This window comes from Paraburkholderia sp. SOS3, from assembly GCF_001922345.1.
Classification (GTDB): domain Bacteria; phylum Pseudomonadota; class Gammaproteobacteria; order Burkholderiales; family Burkholderiaceae; genus Paraburkholderia.
Map to the genome: position 1 here is coordinate 262,634 of NZ_CP018812.1, position 22,230 is coordinate 284,863.

Sequence of the window (22,230 nt, forward strand, 5' to 3'; positions counted from 1 at the left end):
CGGCAAGTCTGCGCGCGCCCCGCGTCCGCCCTCGGCCCGGCTAGCCTAGCCCGCGCGCCGCGAACCCGAGAATCGAATCGGCATCGACGCGCGCGTTTTCGAGCTGCACGAGGCTCGCTTGCCGCGCGCCGAGTGCATCGCGATTCAAAATCGCCGTCAGAATCGCCTTATGCCGCGGTAGCGACAACGCGTGCGTGTCCGGGTGGCGGCTCGTCAGCTTGATCGACTCCGATAGCGCAAGCGACATCATGTTGCCGATATACGCGAGCATGTCGTTGTGCGTTGCAGCCATGATCGCGCGGTGAAATTCGAGGTCCGGCTCGAGCAGCGCGCCGGCGTTTTGCGCGTGTTCCATCTGGTCGTACGCGGAGTTGATCCGTTTGAGGTCTTCGTCGGTGGCCGCTGTCGCCGCAAGCGCCGCGGCCGCCGGTTCGATGATGCGCCGCACCGTCATCAGCGCGCGGAAGAACTCGCCTTCGGGAATGCTGTTGAGCGTCCAGTACAGCACGTCGGGATCGAGCATGTGCCACTCGTCGCGCCCGCGCACGATGCTGCCCACACGCGGCTTCGAAACGACGAGCCCTTTCGCCACGAGCACGCGCGTCGCTTCGCGCAGAACGGGCCGGCTCACTCCATACTGTTCACAGAGGGTGGATTCCGCCGGCAGCCGTTCGCCCGGCTGCAACCGCCCGCTGACGATCTCGATGCCCAGTTCCTGCACGATGCGGGCATGCATGCTTTTTCGTTTCTGGAGGTGCCGATAGTCCATTGCCGTTTGTTTTCGAAGCCGCTCGAGTGCGGACTTTGTGCGCGGAACCGATGGCGGTCAGGCCGCTGTGGACCGGCACACTGGGCGGGGCCCGCCGGGGTGAGCCAAGCATAGCATGCGAGTCGCGAGTTGTTGCCTGGTGCAGAGACCAGGTGCAGCGAGCAGGTTCGCTTCTTGCTAAAGGCAGGTTGGCGGAAGTTGTACCGCTTTTTGCGAGGGACATGACAATGAAACGTAAATTCTTCGCTGTACTGCTTGCATTCGTTTCTCTGGGCTGCCAGACCGCATTCGCTGCGTCGTCGGAGCAGGACGGCAACAAGGCGTGCCGCCGCGACGCTTTTCGGCTTTGCTCAGCGGAAATTCCGAACAAGGACAAGATCGAGGCCTGCATGAAGCAGCACTACGATCAGCTATCGCCTCCATGCCAGAAGATGTTCCAGTCCTCGTCGTCCAACAATGATGGGAAGTAACACTCAAGGAGAAGATGCAGATGAAGACTTTGGCTCACAACAGATACACGATGAAGCACAAGACGAAGCTCGCCGCGTGGCTAGCCGGCGCAGCGCTCGCCGCCGGCGCGGCAACCTGCGCCTTCGCACAGGACAACCCACAGACGGGCAGCACACAAGGCAGCGCGGCAGCCCAGACGGCAAATCCGTCAACGAGCGCGGCACCCGGCGCCGCCAGCATGACCAAGGCGCAGCGCAAAGCCGCGCAAAAGCAGGCGCGCAAGGAGGCACGCGCGAAGCGCACTGCCGAACTCAAACAGCTCGAACAGCACGGTTACCAGCCGGGGCGCGACGATCCGAACTACCCGGACGACCTGCAGAACGCGCAAAGAAAGGCCGGCATCGGCCAGGGCGCGAGCCAGTAGCAGGCACGCTCGACAGTTCCGTCCAACATTTCACGCCGTAAGCGCCGCCGGAACCGGCCGCGGCGCCCTGCGCTGCTGAAACACGCAGGCAAAGCGTCTATGTGATACTTCCGACGCTCGACGGCCGGTCATTTCGCTCCGCATTGCGACAGCCGGTCCTGGTATAAGACAATCCGACAAGACCAAGCCATTCCAGCCAAACATGCCGACATCACTAGAACAAGCGGACGCGAAGCCCGACAGGCAGGCGGCTGTCGCAACCGTCGACGAGGCGAATTTCAGGCGCATCATCCGGCGCAATATCGCATTGCCGCTCGCGGTCGGGCTCGTTACGGTCGCCGTGTTCGCGGTGCTGATCGCGTACCTCGTCTCGACGGTGAACTGGGTCGAACATTCGGAGCGCGTGATCGGCGATGCAAACGAGGCGCTGCGCCTCGCGGTCGATCGCGAGTCGTCGCTGCGCGGCTTCCTGCTGACCGGCGACGACGAGTTTCTCGCACCGTATCAGGCCGGCCAGCCGCGCTTCCAGTCGCAGATCGCCGAGCTGACCGGGCTGGTTGCGGACAACCCGCCGCAAATCGAAAAGCTGAAGACCATTCAGGCGATCCAGGCGCGCTGGAACACGTACGCGCAGCAAATGATCGATGCGAAGCGCAAGCATCAGGACGTCAGCGATGTCGTTGCCGCCGGCCGCGGCAAGGCCGAATTCGACGAGACACGCCGCATATTCGGCGAATTTCTGGAGATCGAGCAAGACCTGCGGCGCCAGCGGTCTGAGTCGGCGCGCAGCCTGACCGGCACCACCGTCGTCGTGTTCCTCGTGTTCAGCGTGCTGATCAGCGCACTGCTCGCGTTTCGCGGCCGCCGCGATCTGCTCAATCTTTCCGGTAATTACGACGCCGTGTTGCGGCAGCAGCTCGCGCACACCGAACAGTTGCAGCAGCAGGTGTGGCTGCGTTCGGGGCAGCGGCTGCTCGCGGAAAAAGTGGTCGGCCAGGCGACGGCGCCGCTCGTCGGCCGTGCGATTCTCGAGTTTCTTACGCAGTACCTCGACGTCGTCGTGGCCGCGCTTTATGTGCGCGACCGGGTCAACGGCGAATTGCGGCGCGTCACGACTTACGGCTTCAGCGCGGAAAGCGAGCAGAACACGCGCAACTTCCATGACGGCGAAAGCCTCGTCGGCCAGGCGGCCTTCTCGCGCCGGACCATCGTGCTAGAACAGGTGCCCGACAACTACATCAAGGTCGTCTCGGGTACGGGCGCGGGCACGCCGACGAGTGTGATCGTGCAGCCGATCGAGAACGACGGCATGGTCAACGGCATCGTCGAAATGGGCTTCATGCGGCCCGTCAGCGTCCGCGATCAGGAATTCCTGCAACTCGTGTCCACGAGCATCGGCGACTTTATCGAAGCGGCGCTTTATCGCGAGCGGCTGCAGGATGCGCTCGCCGAAACGCAGCAGCTCAACGAGGAACTGCAGGTGCAGCAGGAAGAACTGCGCGTGTCGAACGAAGGACTCGAGGAACGCGGGCACGCGCTCGTGGAATCGCAGGCGCGGCTCGAAGCCCAGCAGGCAGAGCTCGAACAGACGAATGTGCAGCTCGAGGAATACGCGCAGCGGCTCGAACGGCAGAAGGCCGAACTGATCGCCGCGCAGGACGAGCTCTCCGCGAATGCCGCGCGGCTCGAGCAATCGAGCCGCTACAAGTCCGAGTTCCTCGCCAACATGTCGCACGAACTGCGTACACCGCTCAACAGCTCGCTGATTCTCGCGAGACTGCTGCAGGAAAACCGCAACGGCAATCTGACCAGCGAACAGGTGCGCTACGCGGAAACCATTCACGCATCGAACAGCGACCTGCTCGTGCTGATCAACGACATTCTCGATCTGTCGAAGGTCGAGGCCGGGCAGATCACGATCGAGCCGACCGGCGTGTCGATCGACGCGCTGCTGCGATCGCTGCGCGAAATGTTCGAGCCAATGGCGGCCGCGAGGCATCTGCGATTCTCGGCGCAGCGCGCGCCCGGCGTGCCGAATACGATCGTCACCGACGGCCAGCGTCTCACGCAGATTCTGCGCAACCTGCTCTCCAATGCGCTGAAGTTCACCGAGCGCGGCGAAGTCGCACTCGACGTCGCTGCCGACGAAGCAGGCTTGTTGCGTTTCGACGTGCGCGACACCGGCATTGGTATCGCCGAGGATAAGCTCGAAATGATTTTCGACGCGTTCCAGCAGGCGGACGGGTCCACGAGCCGTCACTACGGCGGCAGCGGCCTCGGGCTGTCGATTTCGCGCGAGTTCGCGCGGCTGCTCGGCGGACGCATCGGCGTAGTCAGCGATCTCGGCCGAGGCAGCGTGTTCACGCTGTGGCTACCGACCGAGTTCCCGGCTGAAGCCGCGGCGCCCATCGCGCAGACCGCGCCGGCACCGGCGGGCGAACTGCGCGGCGCATCGTCGGGTGCAGCGGGCCCGACAGGCCCGGCGCGCGGCGCCGGGCGCGGCGCTGCCGCGCCGGCCGGCACAGGCAGCGCAGCGCAGCGCGCATCGGACGCATCGGCGGCCGGCACGCCTAACGGCGCGCGCGCGTCCGGTGGCTTGCGCTCCGACGCGGCGCGACAGCCGATCGACGACGACCGCGACAACCGCAAGCACGACCAGCGCCTGATTCTTGCCGTCGAAGACGACCTTGCGTTCGCCGAGATCCTGCGCGATCTCGCGCACGAACTCGAATTCGACTTCATCCACGCGACCGACGCCGCGAGCGGCGTCGCGATGGTGCGCGACCTGCAGCCAACCGCGGTGCTGCTCGACGTCGGCTTGCCGGACCGCTCGGGTTTGACGGTCCTCGAATGGTTGAAGAACGACCCGGACACGCGCCACATTCCGATTCATATCGTGTCCGCCACCGACCATGCCGCAAAGGCGCTGCATCTGGGCGCGGTCGGCTACACGCTGAAGCCCACCGCGCGCACGACGCTCGAGGCCGCGATTCGCCGCCTCGAAACACGCCTGCAGCAGCATATGAAGCGCGTGCTCGTGATCGAAGACGACCGCGCGATGCGCGAAAGCATCCGCGCGCTGCTGCAAGGCGAAAGCACCGAGATCGTCGCCGTGGCGACGCTCGGAGAAGCGCTCGAAGAACTCGAGCGCACGCAGTTCGATTGCGTCGTCACCGACCTGGCGCTGCCCGACGGCACCGGCTACGACCTGCTCGAACGGATGGCCGCCGATCCGGCCCTGCAGACGCTGCCCGTGATCGTCTACACGGGCCGCATGCTGTCGGGCGACGAGGAACATCGTCTGCGGCGCTATTCGAAGTCGATCATTATCAAAGGGGCGAAATCGCCCGAGCGGCTGCTCGACGAAGTGACGCTGTTTCTGCACAGCGTGGAGTCGTCGCTTGCGCCCGAACAGCAACGGATGCTGCGCACCGTGCGGCAGCGCGACAACGCGTTCGAAGGCCGCACGATCCTGCTCGCGGAAGACGACGTGCGCAATATCTTCGCGCTGTCGCACGTGATCGAACCGCTCGGCGCGAGGCTCGAAATCGCGCGCAACGGCCGCGAAGCGCTCGATCTGCTCGAACAGGGCGTCGATGTCGACCTCGTACTGATGGACATCATGATGCCGGAGATGGACGGCTTGACCGCGACTGCGCAGATTCGCGCGAATCCTCGCTTCTCGCAGTTGCCGATCATCGCGCTGACCGCGAAGGCGATGGCGCACGACCGGCAACGCTGCCTCGAAGCCGGCGCCGACGACTATATTTCGAAGCCGATCGACGTCGACAAGCTGATCTCGCTGTGCCGCGTGTGGCTGCGGCAACGATAGCCCGCTGGATCGAGCGCATGCCGGACCGAACGGAGAGCCGCATCAGCATGGAGACCAACCCGATGACCCGCTCGTCCTACGAGCTGTCGCCGCAACGAATGCACGATTTCGACATCGAGCTGAAGCTGTTGCTCGAAGCGATCTATCTCAAGTACCAGCACGACTTCCGTCACTACGCGATGTCGTCGTTGCGGCGCCGGCTTGCCCAGGCGCTCGACGAATTCGGCGTGACCACGCTATCGCAGCTGCAGGACCGCATCATGCGCAGCGAGGATGAATTCGGCCGGCTGTTTCACTACCTGACGGTGCAGGTCAGCGACATGTTCCGCGACCCGCAGTACTTCCTCGCGCTGCGCGAACACGTGCTGCCGCTGCTGCAGACGTATCCGTCGATCAAGGTATGGGTAGCCGGCTGCAGCACGGGCGAGGAATTATGGTCGCTGAAGATTCTGTTCGACGAAGAGGGTTTGACCGAACGAACGCTGTTCTACGCGACCGACATCAACCCGGGCGCGCTTGCGCGCGCCGAAGCGGGCATCTACGCGCTCGACCGCGTCGCCGGCTTTACGCGCAATTATCTGGCGGCGGGAGGCAAGCATTCGCTGTCCGACTATTATCATGCGGCGTATGGCGGTGCGCGCTTCGCCGGTTCGCTGAGCGACCGCGTGGTATTCGCCGACCATAGCCTCTCGACCGACGAGGTGTTTCTCGAAGCGCATCTCGTGTCGTGCCGCAACGTGCTGATCTATTTCGATCGCGGCCTGCAGGACCGCGCGCTCGGCCTTTTCAGCCGCTCGCTCGTGCGGCGCGGCTTTCTGGGACTAGGCAGCAAGGAGAGCCTGCGCTTTTCGAACCACTACGACGGATTCGAAGAGTTTCGGGAATCCGAACGCATCTATCAGAAACGATAAATGCGGTAACGAATGCAGCGTTGACCACCGCGCACGGATCGGCGCTAAATTCGACGCTTGACCGGCCGTTAAACCGGGGGCCATTCGATCCGGCATCGAATGGCCCCGCCACGACCGACCGACTGAACAGGACCCGTATGCGAGACGACAGAGCCAGTGCCGCCGCCCCGCCGCAGGCGCGCCGTTCCGCGCGCGCGTTGGACGCGTTCGACGCGGTCGTGCTCGGCGGGTCTGCCGGCGGCATCGAAGTGATCGCCATGCTGCTGGCTGCGTTGCCCGCCGGCTTTGCATCGGCCGTGCTCGTCGTTTCGCACCTGTCGGCCGACCGGCCCAGCTACCTCGTCGAATCGCTGCGACACCGCTGCCGGTTGCCGGTCGTCGAACCGGATTCGGGTGAAAGCGTCGTCGCGGGTCGTGTACACGTCGCGCCGCCCGGATATCACATGCTCGTCGACGACGATCGCACGATTGCACTGTCGGTCGATTCGTCGGTGCGTTTCTCGAGACCGTCGATCGACGTGCTGTTCGAATCGGCAGCGCATGCGTACGCGTCGCGGCTGCTCGGCATTCTGCTGTCGGGCGCGAACGACGACGGCGCGCATGGCCTCGAAGTGATCCGCGCAATGGGCGGCATCGCATGGGTGCAGGACCCGCAAACAGCAAGTTCGGCTACCATGCCGCGCGCGGCGATCGCTCGGGGAGCGGTCGACGACATTCTTTCTCCAACTCTCATGGCCCAGCGGCTCGCCGCGTTGCAGGCCTCATCGTGATCCGACGCCATGGCGCATCCATCAGTCAATATTCTGATCGTCGACGACACCGCCCATAACATCACGGCGCTCGAAGCGTTGCTGTCGCGTCCCGGTGTCGAACTGCTCGTCGCCAACTCGGGGACCGCGGCGCTCGATCTGCTGCTCAAGCACGATGCCGCGCTTGCGATTCTCGACGTCAACATGCCGGGCATGAACGGCTTCGAACTGGCATCGCTGATGCGCGGCAGCCCGCGCACGTCGCACGTACCGATCATTTTCCTGACCGCAACCGCTGAAGACGCGTCCCGCACGTTCCGCGGCTACGAAGCGGGCGCCGTCGACTTCCTGCATAAGCCGTTCGATCCGCGCATTCTGCAATCGAAGGTCGATGTGTTCGTGCAGCTCGAGCAGCACAAGCGGCAGCTCGCCGAGCAGCTGCTCGCCACGCGTCAGTTGCTCGAAGCGAACGAGATGCTGATGGCCGTGCTCGGACACGATCTGCGCACGCCGCTAGGCACCGTGCTCGCGTCGGCCGAGTACCTTGCGCGCATCGCGCCGGACGAACAGGCGGCGACGGTCGCGAACCGCATCAGGAACAGCTCGATGCGGATGTCGCGGATGGTGCATCAACTGCTGAACCTCGCGCGGCTGCAAGGCGGCCGGATGCCGCTTGCGCCGCGCAACGCCGACCTCGCGGCGCTCTGCGGTTCGGTCATCGAAGAGTTCGCGACGCAGGAAGGCGTCGAACGCATCGCACTCGATGCGCGCGGCAACTGCACCGGCAACTGGGACACCGATCTGCTGTGGCAAGCAATTTCCAATCTGATCAGCAATGCGTTGCATCACGGCGCGCAGGACAGCGGCATTGCCGTCGAAGTCGACGGCGGCGAAGCGGGGCGAGAGTCCGCTCACATTACGCTGACCATTACGAACGGGGGCGCAATTCCGCCAAACGTGATGCCGCATCTGTTCGAAGCGTTCGGCAGCACGACGCCGGGCCGGCGCGCGGTCGACAACCGCTTGCCCGCCGCACAACCCAAGGACGGCCGCCCTCGCGGAGGACTCGGGCTCGGCCTGCATATCGTGCGTACGATCGTGCAAATGCACGGCGGTAAAGTGTGCGGCGCGTCGGATGCGGAACGCGGCACCGTTTTTACGATCGAATTGCCGCGCGCAGCGCCCGGCATGTCTCGCTGACGGCACAGACAGCGTTGCAAAAACAGCGTGGTTTTACCTCGCGCGGGCGAACCGCTCTACAATGCTTCCCGGCTGTTTCGAGGCGTCGCGCGCCGACGCTTCGTTGCGCCGCTGTTTCGCTGACTCGCTCGTGTTCAACATGCTTATCCGTCGATCCCGCTTCGCGCTCGTGCTGCTGCCTGGGTTCGCCCTCGCGCTTGCCGCGTGTACGTCCACACCCAAACCGAAGCTGCAGGACGAATTCCTCAGCAGCGACATGAGTCCGTTCATGCACACGTTCACCGTATCGAGCGCGGAAGCATGCGATTCGGCGCGCCGCGCGCTCTTGAGCCAGGGCTATATGACGACGGCCGCACGGCCCGACACGATCGATGCGTCGAAAAATTTCCAGCCCGCGAGCGACTCGCACTACACCGTCGAATTTCACGTGGTGTGTACAGCGGGCGACGATGCGGCGAATTCGAGTGTCGTCTATGCGAACGCCGTGCAAAACGGCTATGCGCTGAAGAAGAGCGACACGTCGGCCAGCGTCGGGCTCAGCATTCTCGGCTCGCTGTCGCTGCCGATTCGCTCGAACAGCGACGCGATGGTCAAGATCTCGAGCGAGACGATTCAGTCCGGCAGGTTCTACGACCGGTTCTTCGATCTGGTCGGGCGCTATCTGCAAGCCTCCGTACGTACGGCGCCGGTGCCGGGCACATCAGTCGATGCGACGTCGTTGCCTGGCGATCCGTTGCCGCTGCCTGCGCCCGCGCTCGTTGCGGCGCCCGTGACGGTCACGCCGCCGCCTACGCCCATCGCCGCGCTTCCGGTGACGGCGACGCCTGCTCAGGCGCTGCCGGCGGCGGCTGCGCCGAGCGCGGTTGCGACGTCGGCACCGGCCGCCGCCGTCACGGCACCTGCCCTCGAGCCCATCGCGGAGCATGCGGTCGCCGCCTCGCCCGCGTCGAACCCGACGATCGCGCCGCAAGCGCAGTAGGCCTGCAGCAAGCGTTATGCGCTTGCCTCTGCGCGTTCGCGAATCAGGTCGATCAATGCCCGCAGCCCCGCGGGTACGTGACGCCGCCCCGGATAGTAGAGACACAGGCCATCGAACGGCGGCGTCCAGTCGGCCAGCACGCGCTGCAGCGTGCCGGCTTTCAGATCCGCCCCGACGGTCCATTCGCTCAGGTATGTAAGCCCAAGGCCGGCGCGCGCGGCCAATAGCATCAGTTCGGCATCGTCGAGCGTGATCGCCCCTTTCACGTCGACCGTGAGCGCCTCGCCATGGCGCTCGAACTCCCAGTGGTAAATCGCGCCGCTCGGCATGCGCGTGCGGATACAGCGGTGCGCGGCGAGATCGGCGGGCGTGCGCGGCGGCGGATGCTGGGCGAAGTACGCGGGGCTGCCAGCCACCGCAAAGCGCAGCATCGGGCCCAACGACACCGCGATCATGTCCTGCGGCACCGTTTCCGCGAGGCGGATGCCCGCATCGAAGCCTTCGACGACGATGTCGATCATGCGGCCCTCGGTGACGATGTCGAGTTTCATCTCCGGGTAGCGGCGCAGAAACTCGATAAAGATCGGCATCGCCTGGCGAGCCGCCCCCACGGATGTATTGATCCGTAAAGTGCCCGATGGCGTGTCGCGGTGGCTCCCCGCCTGCTCGAGCGCAGTGCGGATTGCCGAGAGCGCGGGTGCGACGCTGTCGGCGAACTGGGCGCCGGCTTCGGTCAACGAAACGCTGCGCGTGGTCCGGTTGAAAAGCCGCACGCCGATACGCGCTTCCAGCGCTGCAATGGCATGGCTTAGTGCCGACTTCGACACGCCCAGTTCGGTTGCCGCTGCCCGGAAGCTGCGATGACGCGCGACGGCGAGCACGGCCTCCAGTTCGGTCAGCCCGGATGTTTCCATTGTCCTGAATTACTCAACAAGTCGTCCTTGATTATATGGCTAGTCAGGCCAACGGACTGGACCTATCTTTGAGAGCCACTCAGACGTTCATGCACGTAGAGGAGCTTTCGACTCATGCAAGACATCGACAAAATCTATATAGACGGCGAATTCGCAACGCCGCATGGCGAGGAAAAGTTCGATCTGTTCAACCCGGCCACCGAGCAGGTGATCGGCCGCGTGCGGCTTGCCGACGAACATGACGCGAATCGCGCGGTCGCGGCCGCGAGACGCGCGTTTGCGTCGTTCTCGCAAACCGGCAAAAGCGAGCGGCTCGACATGCTGCAGAGCATGGCCGACGCCGTGGCCGCGCGCGAAGACGAGCTCTACGAAGCGATCATCGACGAATACGGCTCGCCGGCGGACCGCGCGCGCTGGATGGCCAGGTACGCGCAGACGGCAATGGTCGAAGCCGCGAAGACGCTGCGGCAATACGATTTCACGAAACGCATCAACACGAGCGAGGTAGTGATGCAGCCGGTCGGGGTGGCCGGCCTGATCACGCCGTGGAACGCGAATGCGCATTTCATCTGCAACAAGCTCGCGACCGCGATGGCGGCAGGCTGCACCGCCGTCATCAAGCCGAGCGAGATGAGCGCGATCCAGACGCGCATCGTCACTGAAGCGCTGCACGAAGCGGGCTTGCCGGCCGGCGTGTTCAACATCGTCACAGGCCGCGGTGAAGTGGTCGGCGCGACGCTCAGCGCCCATCCGGATGTCGCGAAGATTTCGTTCACGGGCTCGACGGCGGTCGGCAAGTCGATCCTGCGCGCCGGCGCCGATACGCTCAAACGCATCACGCTCGAGTTGGGCGGCAAATCGCCGTTCATCGTGCTCGACGACGCCGATTTCGACGAAGCGGTGCCGCTTGCACTGCAGGCCGGCTTTATGAACAACGGGCAGGCTTGCATTGCCGGCACGCGCATCCTCGTGCCGCAACAGCGCGTCGCGGAATTCGAGGCGCGGATTCGCGCCGCGGTCGAAAAAATCCAGTCGGGCAATCCGCGCGACCCCGCTACCGCGATCGGCCCGATGGTCAGCGAAAAGCAGTGGAACCGCGTGCAGCGCTATATCCGCATCGGCATCGACGAAGGCGCGCGCCTCCTCACGGGCGGCGCAGGGCGGCCCGATGGGCTCGCGTCCGGCTGGTTCGTGCGGCCTACGGTGTTCACCGACGTGCGCAACGATATGACGATCGCGCGCGAGGAAATTTTCGGCCCGGTGCTGTCGATCATCGCGTACCGCGATCTCGAAGACGCGATCGCCATTGCGAACGACACGACCTATGGGTTACAGGCGTATGTCGTCTCAGCCGACGCGGCGAAGGCGCGTGAAGTGGCCGCGCACATCGATGCGGGCCGCGTGATGATCAACGCGATCACCCACGACCCGGCCGTGCCGTTCGGCGGATTCAAGCAGTCGGGCATAGGCCGGGAAATGGGGACGCTGGGGCTCGAAGCCTATCTGGAGCCGAAGGCGGTAATGGGGACGTTTTGAGGCGAGTCCGAGTGTGGTGATCTTGCCGCTGTAGAGTACACAGCGAGCGCTGTCTGATGTACAGCGCCGCGCTACGCCTACGTTTGCGCCTCACACCAGACCCCGCATCGTCCTCGCGATCGCCTGCGGCGGCTGCCCGAATGCGCGCAAGAACGCGCGCCGCATTCTTTCGCGGTCGCCGAATCCGGTCTCGCGCGCGACGACGTCGACGCCATGCCGCCCGCTTTCGAGCATCAGCCGCGCCGCTTCGACGCGCAGCCGCTCGACGGCCTTCGCCGGCGTCTGTCCCGTTTCCGCGCGAAACGTACGCGTGAACTGACGCGGGCTCAGATGCGCCGCGCTCGCCAGTTCCTCGACCGAGAGTTCCGCCTGCAGATTCTGCTTCGCGTAGTTGAGCGCGTCCTGAATGCGGTCCGATTTCGGCTCGAGGTCCAGCAGCGCCGAAAACTGCGATTGTCCGCCCGCGCGCCGGTGATACAGCACGAGCTGTCGCGCGACCGTGCGCGCCGTCTCGATACCCGCATCCTTCTCGACGAGCGCGAGCGCCAGATCGACGCACGCACTCATGCCCGCCGAAGTCCATACCGGCCCATCGATGATGAAAATGCGGTCTTCCTCCATCTGCACGTCCGGGTAGTCGCGCCGCAGTTTGTCCGCGAAGAACCAGTGCGTGGTCGCGCGGCGGCCCGCAAGCAACCCGGCCTCGGCCAGATTGAACGCGCCCGTGCACGTCGAGCCGATGCGCCGGACGCGCGGCGCCGAGCGCTTCAGGAAGTCGACGACAGCCGGCGGCGACACCTGCGCGTCGTTGGCGCCGACCACGAGCAGCGTATCGAACGGGCTGTCGTCGAACTTCTGCGTCGTGACCGCAAAACCCGACGAACCCTGGACCGGGCCGCCCTCTTCCGAAAGCAGCACGAGGTCGTACATCGGGGTGTCGGCCACCCGGTTTGCGAATTCGAAAACGCTCAGCACCGACAGATTCATCATCTGAAAGCCCGGAAACAGCACCACGCCCAAGCGCAACATAGCGATTCCTTACTGATGTCCTAAAAGGTTGCATATACGACATTGCCGCCATGTGAGTATGCACCTATTCTTCGGGACATGCAGCAACGCATCGCGATTCGAACCGAATCTACTCACTTTCTGGAGGCTGAACATGTCGAACACATCTTTCAAGGGTACCGCCGTCGTCACGGGCGCATCGACCGGCATCGGCGCTGTCTACGCGCAACGGCTCGCGCACCGCGGCTATGACCTCATCGTCGTGGCCCGCAACCGCTCGCGTCTCGAACAACTGGCCAAGCGCATCACGAGCGAGACGGGCCGCTCGGTGGAAATCGTCACCGCCGATCTTTCGAAAGACGAAGACATCCGCCGCGTCGAAAACGTGCTGCGCACCGACGCCAGCATCACGCTGCTCGTCAACAATGCCGGCATCGGCGCCGCGCTGCCGTTGTTGAACTCGGATGTCGACGCGATGGAAGCGATGATCAAGCTCAACGTCGTGTCGCTCACGCGCCTCACGTATGCGATCGCGCCGGCGTTCGTCGCGCGCGGCAGCGGCAGCATCATCAATGTCGCATCGATTGCCAGCGTCGCGCCGGAAATGCTGAACGGCGTCTATGGCGGCACGAAGTCGTTCGTCGTCGCGCTCACACAATCGCTGCATCATGAACTCGGCGACAAGGGCGTGCGCACGCAGGCCGTGCTGCCGGGCGCAACGCGCACCGAGTTCTGGGGCATCGCGGGCCAGCCCGTCGAGAACCTGCCTGCGCACATCGTGATGGACGCCGGCGACATGGTCGACGCCGCGCTTGCCGGCTTCGATCAGGGCGAAACGGTGACGATTCCGTCGTTGCCCAATGTGGCCGACTGGAACGCATTCGAAGCGGCACGCCAGGCGTTGATGCCGAATCTGTCGCGCAACAAGCCGGCCGAGCGCTTTGGGGTGCACGCGAAAGAAGCAGTAGGGGAAGCCGTGTAAAGAGGCGCGGCGCCGATTCGCGCCAGCACCACGCTTCGGCGCACCACGCGTCGGCAAAACACGCCGGCCGTCGCAACGTCCGCTCCCGCGGACAAGGCGATGGCCGGCGCGCTGCCGGATAAAGGCCGCAAACAGCCTGCTAGTTCGCCAGCGACTGAAGTTGCGCGAGCAATGAATCCGGGATCTCGATGCCGTCGCGGCCAGCCGCGGCGGCCAGACCGTGACGGCGCTGCCCCGGCAGGCGCACGTCCGGATCCTGCAACAGGCTTTCGATAAGCGCTTCGACACGCGACAGGTACATCTCGTTGCCGGCGAGCGCACCGGGGTCGACCGCCCAGAACAGATGGCCGATGCGCGAACGCTCGCCTTCCTCGGTCAGGAACGAGCCTGCCTCATAGCCGAAGTTCGCGCCCGCGAGCGCGGCCGCGAGCAGTTCGACCATCAAGGCAAGCATGGCGCCCTTGGCGCCGCCGAACGGCAGCACCATGCCGTCGAGCGCCTCCTTCGCATCCGTGGTCGGCGTTCCGTCGCGCGCGGTTGCCCAGCCTTCGGGGATCGGCTTGCCCTCGCGCGCGGCGATCATGATCTTGCCGCGCGCGGCCTGCGACAGCGACAGGTCGATCATCAGCGGTTCGCCGTCGCGGCGCGGAAACACCGCGGCGATCGGATTGGTGCCGAACAGCGGATGCCGGCCGCCCCACGCCGGCATCGCGCCCGGTGAATTGCTGAATGCGAGACCCACAAGACCGGCTTTGCCGAGTGCTTCGAGATGGTACGCGCCGACGCCGAAGTGATGGCTGCGCGTGACGCTTGCGACCGCGCTGCCGTGTTCGCGCGCACGCGCGATCAGCGTTTCGATCGCAAGCGCGCAGGCGGGAAACGCCATGCCGTCGGCCGCATCGACGAGCACCGCCGCATTGCGCGACGCGATCACCGTGGGCCGCGCATGCGGATCGACGCGGCCGTTGCGCAGTTGCGCGATATACATCGGCAGCCGCGCGACGCCGTGCGACGACAGGCCACGCTCGTCCGCATAGACGAGTGCACGCGCCGTGGTCACTGCCGTCTCGTGCGGCGCGCCCGTGCGTTCGACGGCGCTCGTTGCAAGCGCAAGCAGGACATCGGATGAAACACGCGTCATGGCAGAGTTCCTTTTTCATGTTGCGGCCGGGACGCGCCGAAGCCCGGCCGCAACGTCCCGCCACGTCAGTTCGAATGTTCGCGCGCGAAAGCCGGCGGCGCGCCGCCATCGGTCTCGCCCGTTTGCGTTTGCGGCTCGTCGCGCAGCACGTCTTGCGGCGGCGCCGCGAGAAATTCTCGGGCGGCGCGCGCATCGAACGCGCCTTCCCAGCGCGCCACGACGATCGTCGCCACCGCATTGCCGATCATGTTCACGATCGCGCGTACCTCATTGAGCACGCGATCGATGCCGAGAATCAGCGTGATGCCCGCCACCGGAATGATGTTGTGCGTCGACAGTGTAGCGGTAAGGGCGACGAGCGCGGCTCCTGCGACGCCCGCACCGCCTTTCGACGTCAGCATCAGCACCGCGAGCAGGCCGAGTTGCTGCCATAGCGTCAGATGCGTGTTCGTCGCCTGCGCGATGAACAGCGACGTCATGGTCAGATAGATCGCCGCGCCGTCGAGGTTGAACGAGTAGCCGGTCGGCAGCACGAGGCCGACCACCGTCTTCGGACAGCCAAGGCGCTCGAGCTTTTCCATGAGCCGCGGCAGCACCGATTCGGTCGTCGACGTGCCGAGCACGATCAGCAGCTCCTCGCGCAGATACTTGAGCAGCGGCCACAATCCGACGCCGGCCCAGCGGCATATCGTGCCGAGCACGAGCACGATGAACAGAATGCTCGTCACGTAGAAGCACACGATCAGCAAACCGAGCTGCTGCAGCGTCGTGATGCCGTACTTGCCGACCGTGAACGCCATCGCGCCGAAGGCGCCGAGCGGCGCGAGCCGCATGATCATCTCGACGATGCTCATCAGCGTATCGCTGGTCTGCTCGATCACGCGCATCAGAAAACGGCTGCGGCGCGCGCCCAGCGAAAGCGCGATGCCGAACAGCACCGAGAACAGCAGCACCTGCAGCAGATCGCCGCGCGCAAAGGCGCCGACCACCGAGTTCGGCACGATCTGCTCGAGGAAATTCGTCGACGCCTGATGATGCACTTCGGTGACGAAACGTCCGACCGCTTGAGGATCGAGCGTCTTGGGATCGATGTTGAGTCCCGCGCCCGGATGCAGCACATTCGCAACGACGAGCCCGATCACGAGCGCGATCGTCGTGACGATTTCGAAGTACACGATCGTCTTCAGGCCGACGCGGCCTACCGATTTCAACGACTCCATCCGCGCGATGCCGACCGACACGGTGCAAAAGATCACGAGCGTGATCAGCATCTTGATGAGACGGATGAAGGTGTCGCCGAACGGCTTCATTTGCACGCCGAAGTCTGGCGCGAAGTGACCGACGAGAATGCCGGCGGCAAGTCCGATCAGGACCTGGACGTAGAGATGTCGTAGCACGCGCAAGATGGTGTCTCCTCCACTCGCTGCTGCCTTGCTGGAAATGGGACAATGCCGCGCGACGCGCGCCGGGCTTTATATGCGTCTGCTTGCCCTTGTGCGTGGTGATGGACTGCGCGTTGCGCGAGCAATGCATGTGCGGCGCCACGCGCGGGGGCGAAATGCGCCCGCGCGTGAGCCGTAACGCCGTGCTTGCAGGCCAGGCCTTGCGGCTTCGCCTTCGGCTTTACATCCGGCCGATCAGGCGCTTTCGAACAGACGCGTCAGCACGAACTCGCGATGGCCGAGCGCTTCCGCGGCCGTGAAGCGGCCGTTGATTGTCGCCATCATCGATTCGAGCAGCTTGTCGCCGGCCTGATCGAGGTTCTGCTCGCGCTGCAGCAGGCCCGACACGTCGACATCGATATGCTCGCTCATCGTGCGCACGGTGCGCGGGTTCGCGCAGATCTTGATGACGGGCACGATCGGGTTGCCGATCACATTGCCCTGACCCGTCGGGAAAAAGTGCACGGCAAAGCCCGACGCCGCGCACAGCGTGACCATTTCCGCCGCCGCGGACGACGAATCCATGAACCAGAGGCCCGAATGCGTCGGTTCTTCGGCCTTGTCGAGCACGCCGTCGATCACACACTTCTTGCCGATCTTCTGGATGTTGCCGAGCGCCTTTTCCTCGATCGTCGTGAGACCGCCCGCGATATTGCCTTTGGTCGGTTGCGATTCGGAAAGGTCGTCCGTCTTCCAGCGGTTGATCATGTCCTGGTAGCGATCGAACATGAACTGGAAGCGCTCGCGCACCTTGTCGTTTGCACAGCGCGCGGCGACGATCTGTTCGCCGCCCGTGAGCTCCGACGTCTCTCCGAACACGAGCGTCGTGCCGAGCCCGTACAGCTTGTCGAATGCATTGCCGACCGTCGGGTTCGCGCCGCAGCCCGACGTCGTATCCGATTCGCCGCACTTCGTCGACACCCACAGGTCGGAGATCGGGCACTCGGTGCGATCGAGCGACGTGGCGTACTGCACCATTTCCTTCGCGGCCTTCGATGCACGCATGATCGTGTCGTGATCGCCGTGCAATTCGATGCCGAAGCCCATCACCGGCTTGCCCGACTTCGCGATGCCGTCGACCACGCGCTTGGTCCAGCCCTCTTCGATGCCGATCACGACGACAGCCGCGACGTTCGGGTTGCAGCCCGCGCCGATCAGCGTGCGGAAATGCAGGTCGAGATCGGCGCCGAATTGCAGGCGTCCGTACGGGTGCGGCAGCGCCATCGTGCCTTTGATGTTGTTTTCGACAGCAAGGGCCGCCGCGTTCGACAGATCGTCGACGGGCAGGATGATCACATGGTTGCGCACGCCGACGCGGCCGTTGTCGCGACGATAGCCGCGGAAAGTGGTGTTCTTGTCAATCACGCTCATGATGTGTCTCGATGTCTTGGATGTAGGGACGATGCAAAGCGGGTAGCCGGAGCGACTCCGGGCATGTGACCCGGGCGGATAGTCCCGGGTTTACCAGCGCTTCGTCTTGATGTTGTGCACGTGAGCGTGCTCGCCCGCCTTGATCGGCGCGACGACCTTGCCGATGTCGACGCCGTACTTGAACACCGTGTCGCCGACGGCCATGTCCTTCAGCGCGACCTTGTGGCCGATCGGAATGTCCTGCTTCGCCGGCACCGTGACGATTTCGTCGTCGTCCATGATCCATGCGTTCAACTGCGTGCCGGCCTTGATGCCTTCAACCACCGCAACGCCGACGGTGTCCTTCGCTTCATGCAGCACGATGTGAATCGTTCTTTGCGACGCTTTTGCCGCACCTGCTTCGGTGTTGCTCATTGAAATGTCTCCAGGGTGGTTGGTCGGTCGGCGCGTTTTGTGACGTCCGTGGAAATCATCTTAGGCGGCGATATTGCCTATGTCAACCATATCATCTATATGTGTTCAATGAGCCGGATGAAGTAGAATTCCGATGAGAACCTGACAAAGCGATTGCATCGCCGGCATGCTGCGAGACACGGACCAAGGGGCACCCGCCATGAATACGCCGACCATCATCGGTACGACGCCCGCCATCGGCGGCACGCGTTACAAGGAAGTGAAGAATGCGATGCTCGCGGCGCTAGCGGCGCACGAATGGAAAGGCGGCGAGACGATTCCTTCCGAAAAGCGCCTCGCCGAGCGTTTCGGCGTGTCGATCGGCACATTGCGCAAGGCAATCGACGAACTCGTTGCGGACAACATCCTCGTGCGCCATCAAGGGCTCGGCACGTTCGTTTCCCAGCACCAGCGCGACCGGCATTTCTTCCGCCTGTTCCGCATCGTGCGCGCCGACGGCGAGAAGACCTATCCGACCGTGAGCCTCGTATCGTTCAGGAAGGCGAAAGCCACGCGCGAAGTCGCGGCACTGCTCAACATCGAAACCGGCGCGCGCGTCTTCACGTTCCTGAACCAGCTCGCGCTGCACGGCGAACATGTGATGACCGAGAACATCACGGTGCCGGAGTCCCGTTTTCCCGGGCTCAGCGAAACCACGCTGCGCGAGCGGCCCAGCACGCTCTACAACCTCTATCAGGACGTATTTCACATCAACGTGGTAGGCACCGACGAACGCGTGCGCATCGCGCTCGCGGACGAGGTGGAAAGCGCATTGCTCGGCGTCGAACCGGGCGCGCCGATCCTCGAGATCCGGCGCGTCGCGTACTCGTATCATCGTGTTCCCGTCGAGGTGCGCATCTCGCACGTCAATACCGCGCACTACGACTATGTGGGCGCTTCGGCTTCGCACGACGAAGCTTCGTGAGCCGCCCTGCGCGTAACCGTATTCTGTTAATTTGCAATCGGCGAAACGATCACCTACACTCGCTACTCATACAGATGATGTAAATCATAAAGCTGCGGTACGCGCTAACCGCCAACTATCAGGAGACCCTCACGATGCATACCTGCCTGCTTTCACGAAGCTCCAGAGCGATCCACCCCTCCCGTCGCCCGGCGTCCTGTCGCGCCGCAACGAATCCTTAATATTGGCGACTCATACTGCGCCGCTCCGTCCCCGGAAACTTCTCTAACGATTTGCCGTGCCGTTCCTCTCGCAAGGAGTGTCGAGCAATGAGCTTTCGCAAAGTCGCCGTCGTACTATCCGCGCTGGCCGCGCTGTTCGTCTGCACGGTGGCCCGTGCCGACATGACAGAAATCAAGATCGCACGCCAGTACGGCGTCAGCTATCTGCCGCTGAGGCTGATGCAGGATCAGAAGCTGCTGGAAAAGCATGCCGCGCAGTTGGGCATTCCGAATCTGAAGGTATCGTGGGTCGAATTCGCGGGCGGCAACGTCATGAACGACGCGCTGCTGTCCGATTCGCTGCAGATCGCCTCGGGCGGCGTCGCCCCGCTCGTGCTGCTGTGGTCGCGTACCCACGGCACGCCACTCGAAGTCAAGGCGCTCGCCGCGATCAATTCGATGCCGCTGCTGCTGAACACGACGAACGCCGCGGTGAAAACCGTTAAGGACTTCTCCGGTAAGGACAAGATCGCGCTGCCGGCCGCCAAGGTGTCGATCCAGGCGATCACGCTGCAAATGGCCGCGGAAAAGGCCTTCGGCGCGGGCAATCAGGGGCAGCTCGACAAGTACACGGTGTCGCTGTCGCATCCGGACGCGCAGCAGGCGCTGCTCTCGGGCAGCAGCGAGGTGACCGCGCATTTCGGCTCTCCGCCGTTCCAGGAGCAGGAGCTCACGCATCAGAACGTGCATACGGTGCTCAATTCGTACGACGTCCTCGGCGGCAAGTCGACGTTCAACCTTGTCTGGTGCACATCGAAGTTCTATCAGCAGAACCCGAAGCTCGTCCAGGCGTTCATGGCCGCGCTCGACGAGGCCGAAGCGTCGATCAACAAGGATAAGCACGCGGCGGCGCTCGCCTATTTGCGCATCAGCAAGGACAAGAGCAGCGTCGACGATATCGAGAAGATGATCTCGGCGCCAGACGTGCAGTTCACGACGGTCCCGAAAAACACGGTCAAATACGCGGACTTCATGGCGCGCACCGGCCTCATCAAGACGAAGCCGGCCTCGTGGAAAGACATGTTCTTTCCGACTGCGCAATCGCAGCAAGGGAGCTGACCATGTATTCGATGCGTAACAGCAATGGCGCGTCTTCGTCGGGACATGCGCCGGACAATGCACCGCTGCTCGACGTGAAAGGCGTCACGCTGCAATACAAAACGCGCAAGCATCTCGTGATGGCCACCTATCGCGTCGACTTCCAGGTCTTCCAGGGCGACCGGTTCGTGCTGCTCGGCCCGTCCGGTTGCGGCAAGTCGACCTTGCTCAAGAGCGTGGGCGGCTATCTGCCGCCCACTGAAGGCTCGATGACGCTGAAAGGCAAGACGATCACGAAGCCGGGCCCGGACCGCATGATGGTATTTCAGGAATTCGATCAGCTGCTGCCGTGGAAGACCGTCAAGCAGAACGTGATGTTTCCGCTGCTGTCGTCGCGGCGCCTCAATGCGCGTGAAGCGGAGCAGCGTGCGATGCACTACATCGACAAGGTCAACCTGACGAAATTCGCGGACAGTTACCCGCATACGCTGTCGGGCGGCATGAAGCAGCGCGTCGCGATTGCGCGCGGCATGGCGATGGAACCGGACATTCTGCTGATGGACGAGCCATTCGCGGCCCTCGATGCGTTGACGCGCCGCAAGATGCAGGACGAGCTGCTCGCGCTATGGCAGGAAACGCGCTTCACCGTGCTGTTCGTCACGCACTCCATTCCGGAAGCGATCAAGGTCGGCAGCCGCATTTTGCTGCTGTCGCCGCATCCGGGCCAGGTGAAGGCCGAACTCAACACGGCCGTATCGGGCGAGGCCGCGGTCGCGCTCGAGAAGCGCATCCAGCACATGCTGTTCGAAGACGAAATCGAAGAGGCCGAGAATGTCTAACGGTACTGCACACGACGCCGCATCCGCCACTGCATTTCCCCCTTCAACCGGCCGCGGAGCAGGCCGCGATGCAGGCCCCAACGCGGCAGCCGGCCTCGCGTCGGCGCCGCGCGAAGAGATCGTTCGCGAGACGAGCGACACGCATCAGTTCAGCGTAGTCGAAAAGCCGCTATCGACGTTCGAGCGGCTTTACAACCAGGGATGGATTCGCAAGTTCGTGATTCTCGCGTTTCTCGCGATCGTCTGGGAAGTGTACGGTCGCATCCTGAACAACGCCCTGCTGTTCCCGACGTTCAGCGCGACGGTCCAGGCATTCGTCACGAGCATCGCGAGCGGCGAATTGCCCGGCAAGGCCTGGGCATCGATTCATGTGCTGCTGATGGGCTACGCGTGCGGCATCGTGCTCGCCGCGCTGCTGACGGCAGCGGCGATTACCTCGCGCATCGGCACGGACTTTCTCGAAACGATGACGTCGATGCTGAACCCATTGCCCGCCATCGCACTGCTGCCGCTTGCGCTGATCTGGTTCGGCCTCGGCAACGGCAGCCTGATTTTCGTGCTCGTGCATTCGGTTACATGGTCTGTCGCATTGAATACGCATTCGGGCTTTCTGTCGGTCAGCAACACGTTGAAGATGGTCGGACGCAACTATGGACTGCGCGGCGGCCGCTACGTCACGAAGATCCTCGTGCCCGCCGCGTTCCCGAGCATTCTCACAGGGCTGAAAATCGGCTGGGCGTTTGCATGGCGCACGTTGATCGCCGCGGAACTCGTGTTCGGGGTGAGCTCCGGTTCGGGCGGTCTCGGCTGGTTTATCTACGAGAACAAGAACCTGCTCGATATCGCGAATGTGTTCGCCGGGTTGTTCACGGTGATTCTGATCGGCCTTGCAGTCGAGAACCTGATCTTCCGCACGCTCGAACGTCATACGGTGCAGCGCTGGGGCATGCAGTCGTGAGCGCATCGAGGCCGGCTGCGTGGACAACGAGATCGAGGCGGCATTGCTT

General features: G+C 63.9%; 20 protein-coding genes. 13 read left to right on the forward strand and 7 right to left on the reverse strand.

Going from position 1 to position 22,230, the window contains the following annotated elements; translation table 11 throughout:
- Window positions 1-40: 40 nt before the first annotated feature.
- A complete protein-coding gene (locus BTO02_RS21220; RefSeq protein WP_075159230.1) occupies window positions 41-769 on the reverse strand; it encodes a FadR/GntR family transcriptional regulator in 729 nt (242 codons plus the stop codon).
- A gap of 227 nt (window positions 770-996) precedes the next feature.
- Between BTO02_RS21220 and BTO02_RS34395 the strand changes: the two genes are divergently transcribed.
- The 7 genes from BTO02_RS34395 (at window position 997) to BTO02_RS21255 (ending at window position 9,314) form a co-directional block, all read left to right on the forward strand.
- Entirely contained in the window at window positions 997-1,239 is a 243-nt protein-coding gene (locus BTO02_RS34395) for a hypothetical protein (RefSeq protein ID WP_075161248.1), read from the forward strand.
- Window positions 1,240-1,259: 20 nt separating this feature from the next.
- Window positions 1,260-1,643: a hypothetical protein gene (locus tag BTO02_RS21230; RefSeq protein ID WP_232243628.1), complete on the forward strand. Its 384-nt coding sequence runs from the start codon at window positions 1,260-1,262 to the stop codon at window positions 1,641-1,643.
- A gap of 202 nt (window positions 1,644-1,845) precedes the next feature.
- Window positions 1,846-5,475, forward strand: a complete 3,630-nt coding sequence (locus BTO02_RS21235) for a response regulator (RefSeq protein WP_075159232.1) — start codon at window positions 1,846-1,848, stop codon at window positions 5,473-5,475.
- Window positions 5,476-5,537: 62 nt separating this feature from the next.
- The gene (locus tag BTO02_RS21240) at window positions 5,538-6,386 is read left to right on the forward strand and encodes a CheR family methyltransferase (RefSeq protein ID WP_075161249.1); all 849 of its coding nucleotides are present in this window, start codon (window positions 5,538-5,540) and stop codon (window positions 6,384-6,386) included.
- 137 nt (window positions 6,387-6,523) lie between these two features.
- Complete coding sequence (locus BTO02_RS21245; RefSeq protein WP_083615297.1) at window positions 6,524-7,156, forward strand: chemotaxis protein CheB; 633 nt, start codon at window positions 6,524-6,526, stop codon at window positions 7,154-7,156.
- Window positions 7,157-7,165: 9 nt separating this feature from the next.
- A complete protein-coding gene (locus tag BTO02_RS21250) occupies window positions 7,166-8,335 on the forward strand; it encodes a hybrid sensor histidine kinase/response regulator (protein ID WP_075159234.1) in 1,170 nt (389 codons plus the stop codon).
- Window positions 8,336-8,474: 139 nt separating this feature from the next.
- On the forward strand, window positions 8,475-9,314 hold the full coding sequence (locus BTO02_RS21255) for a DUF2242 domain-containing protein (RefSeq protein WP_075161250.1): 840 nt from the start codon (window positions 8,475-8,477) through the stop codon (window positions 9,312-9,314).
- 14 nt (window positions 9,315-9,328) lie between these two features.
- Here BTO02_RS21255 and BTO02_RS21260 read toward each other — a convergent pair whose 3' ends face one another.
- On the reverse strand, window positions 9,329-10,228 hold the full coding sequence (locus BTO02_RS21260; protein ID WP_075159235.1) for a LysR family transcriptional regulator: 900 nt from the start codon (window positions 10,226-10,228) through the stop codon (window positions 9,329-9,331).
- Window positions 10,229-10,342: 114 nt separating this feature from the next.
- Between BTO02_RS21260 and BTO02_RS21265 the strand changes: the two genes are divergently transcribed.
- Window positions 10,343-11,764, forward strand: coding sequence for an aldehyde dehydrogenase family protein (locus tag BTO02_RS21265; protein ID WP_075159236.1), 1,422 nt, complete (start codon window positions 10,343-10,345; stop codon window positions 11,762-11,764).
- 90 nt (window positions 11,765-11,854) lie between these two features.
- On the opposite strand, the gene BTO02_RS21270 is transcribed toward BTO02_RS21265, so the two are convergent.
- The gene (locus tag BTO02_RS21270; RefSeq protein ID WP_075159237.1) at window positions 11,855-12,793 is read right to left on the reverse strand and encodes a GlxA family transcriptional regulator; all 939 of its coding nucleotides are present in this window, start codon (window positions 12,791-12,793) and stop codon (window positions 11,855-11,857) included.
- Between the two features lie 133 nt (window positions 12,794-12,926).
- Here BTO02_RS21270 and BTO02_RS21275 point away from each other — a divergent pair, with 133 nt between their 5' ends.
- Window positions 12,927-13,754, forward strand: coding sequence for an SDR family NAD(P)-dependent oxidoreductase (locus BTO02_RS21275; RefSeq protein WP_075159238.1), 828 nt, complete (start codon window positions 12,927-12,929; stop codon window positions 13,752-13,754).
- A 139-nt stretch (window positions 13,755-13,893) separates the two neighbouring features.
- On the opposite strand, the gene BTO02_RS21280 is transcribed toward BTO02_RS21275, so the two are convergent.
- The 4 genes from BTO02_RS21280 to BTO02_RS21295 form a co-directional block, all read right to left on the reverse strand.
- The gene (locus BTO02_RS21280) at window positions 13,894-14,895 is read right to left on the reverse strand and encodes an Ldh family oxidoreductase (protein WP_075159239.1); all 1,002 of its coding nucleotides are present in this window, start codon (window positions 14,893-14,895) and stop codon (window positions 13,894-13,896) included.
- A gap of 65 nt (window positions 14,896-14,960) precedes the next feature.
- On the reverse strand, window positions 14,961-16,298 hold the full coding sequence (gene dctA / locus BTO02_RS21285) for a C4-dicarboxylate transporter DctA (protein WP_075159240.1): 1,338 nt from the start codon (window positions 16,296-16,298) through the stop codon (window positions 14,961-14,963).
- Between the two features lie 234 nt (window positions 16,299-16,532).
- Window positions 16,533-17,708 carry a UxaA family hydrolase gene (locus BTO02_RS21290; RefSeq protein ID WP_075159241.1) on the reverse strand — a complete coding sequence of 392 codons (1,176 nt, stop codon included), beginning with the start codon at window positions 17,706-17,708 and terminating at the stop codon, window positions 16,533-16,535.
- A gap of 90 nt (window positions 17,709-17,798) precedes the next feature.
- Window positions 17,799-18,122, reverse strand: a complete 324-nt coding sequence (locus tag BTO02_RS21295; RefSeq protein WP_075159242.1) for a UxaA family hydrolase — start codon at window positions 18,120-18,122, stop codon at window positions 17,799-17,801.
- Between the two features lie 199 nt (window positions 18,123-18,321).
- On the opposite strand from BTO02_RS21295, the gene BTO02_RS21300 reads away from it, so the two are divergent.
- The 4 genes from BTO02_RS21300 to BTO02_RS21315 all read left to right on the forward strand — a co-directional run bounded on the left by BTO02_RS21300 (window position 18,322) and on the right by BTO02_RS21315 (window position 22,181).
- Window positions 18,322-19,086: a GntR family transcriptional regulator gene (locus BTO02_RS21300; RefSeq protein ID WP_075159243.1), complete on the forward strand. Its 765-nt coding sequence runs from the start codon at window positions 18,322-18,324 to the stop codon at window positions 19,084-19,086.
- 308 nt (window positions 19,087-19,394) lie between these two features.
- Window positions 19,395-20,405 (forward strand): ABC transporter substrate-binding protein, encoded by a 1,011-nt coding sequence (locus BTO02_RS21305; protein ID WP_075159244.1) that lies wholly within the window; start codon window positions 19,395-19,397, stop codon window positions 20,403-20,405.
- A gap of 11 nt (window positions 20,406-20,416) precedes the next feature.
- Entirely contained in the window at window positions 20,417-21,223 is an 807-nt protein-coding gene (locus BTO02_RS21310) for an ABC transporter ATP-binding protein (protein ID WP_075161251.1), read from the forward strand.
- Window positions 21,216-22,181, forward strand: coding sequence for an ABC transporter permease (locus tag BTO02_RS21315; protein ID WP_083615298.1), 966 nt, complete (start codon window positions 21,216-21,218; stop codon window positions 22,179-22,181). Before BTO02_RS21310 ends, BTO02_RS21315 begins: the two co-directional genes overlap by 8 nt.
- Window positions 22,182-22,230 lie beyond the last annotated feature (49 nt).

What these genes read in the sequence shown, in the direction of transcription:
- BTO02_RS21280 (WP_075159239.1), bottom strand. Translation starts at nt 14,895, where the DNA reads ATGACGCGTGTTTCATCCGATGTCCTGCTTGCGCTTGCAACGAGCGCC.
- BTO02_RS34395 (WP_075161248.1), top strand. Translation starts at nt 997, where the DNA reads ATGAAACGTAAATTCTTCGCTGTACTGCTTGCATTCGTTTCTCTGGGC.
- BTO02_RS21270 (WP_075159237.1), bottom strand. Translation starts at nt 12,793, where the DNA reads ATGTTGCGCTTGGGCGTGGTGCTGTTTCCGGGCTTTCAGATGATGAAT.
- BTO02_RS21230 (WP_232243628.1), top strand. Translation starts at nt 1,260, where the DNA reads ATGAAGACTTTGGCTCACAACAGATACACGATGAAGCACAAGACGAAG.
- BTO02_RS21260 (WP_075159235.1), bottom strand. Translation starts at nt 10,228, where the DNA reads ATGGAAACATCCGGGCTGACCGAACTGGAGGCCGTGCTCGCCGTCGCG.
- BTO02_RS21305 (WP_075159244.1), top strand. Translation starts at nt 19,395, where the DNA reads ATGAGCTTTCGCAAAGTCGCCGTCGTACTATCCGCGCTGGCCGCGCTG.
- BTO02_RS21245 (WP_083615297.1), top strand. Translation starts at nt 6,524, where the DNA reads ATGCGAGACGACAGAGCCAGTGCCGCCGCCCCGCCGCAGGCGCGCCGT.
- BTO02_RS21295 (WP_075159242.1), bottom strand. Translation starts at nt 18,122, where the DNA reads ATGAGCAACACCGAAGCAGGTGCGGCAAAAGCGTCGCAAAGAACGATT.
- BTO02_RS21240 (WP_075161249.1), top strand. Translation starts at nt 5,538, where the DNA reads ATGACCCGCTCGTCCTACGAGCTGTCGCCGCAACGAATGCACGATTTC.
- BTO02_RS21250 (WP_075159234.1), top strand. Translation starts at nt 7,166, where the DNA reads ATGGCGCATCCATCAGTCAATATTCTGATCGTCGACGACACCGCCCAT.
- BTO02_RS21275 (WP_075159238.1), top strand. Translation starts at nt 12,927, where the DNA reads ATGTCGAACACATCTTTCAAGGGTACCGCCGTCGTCACGGGCGCATCG.
- BTO02_RS21300 (WP_075159243.1), top strand. Translation starts at nt 18,322, where the DNA reads ATGAATACGCCGACCATCATCGGTACGACGCCCGCCATCGGCGGCACG.
- BTO02_RS21315 (WP_083615298.1), top strand. Translation starts at nt 21,216, where the DNA reads ATGTCTAACGGTACTGCACACGACGCCGCATCCGCCACTGCATTTCCC.
- BTO02_RS21310 (WP_075161251.1), top strand. Translation starts at nt 20,417, where the DNA reads ATGCGTAACAGCAATGGCGCGTCTTCGTCGGGACATGCGCCGGACAAT.
- BTO02_RS21235 (WP_075159232.1), top strand. Translation starts at nt 1,846, where the DNA reads ATGCCGACATCACTAGAACAAGCGGACGCGAAGCCCGACAGGCAGGCG.
- BTO02_RS21220 (WP_075159230.1), bottom strand. Translation starts at nt 769, where the DNA reads ATGGACTATCGGCACCTCCAGAAACGAAAAAGCATGCATGCCCGCATC.
- BTO02_RS21265 (WP_075159236.1), top strand. Translation starts at nt 10,343, where the DNA reads ATGCAAGACATCGACAAAATCTATATAGACGGCGAATTCGCAACGCCG.
- BTO02_RS21255 (WP_075161250.1), top strand. Translation starts at nt 8,475, where the DNA reads ATGCTTATCCGTCGATCCCGCTTCGCGCTCGTGCTGCTGCCTGGGTTC.
- BTO02_RS21290 (WP_075159241.1), bottom strand. Translation starts at nt 17,708, where the DNA reads ATGAGCGTGATTGACAAGAACACCACTTTCCGCGGCTATCGTCGCGAC.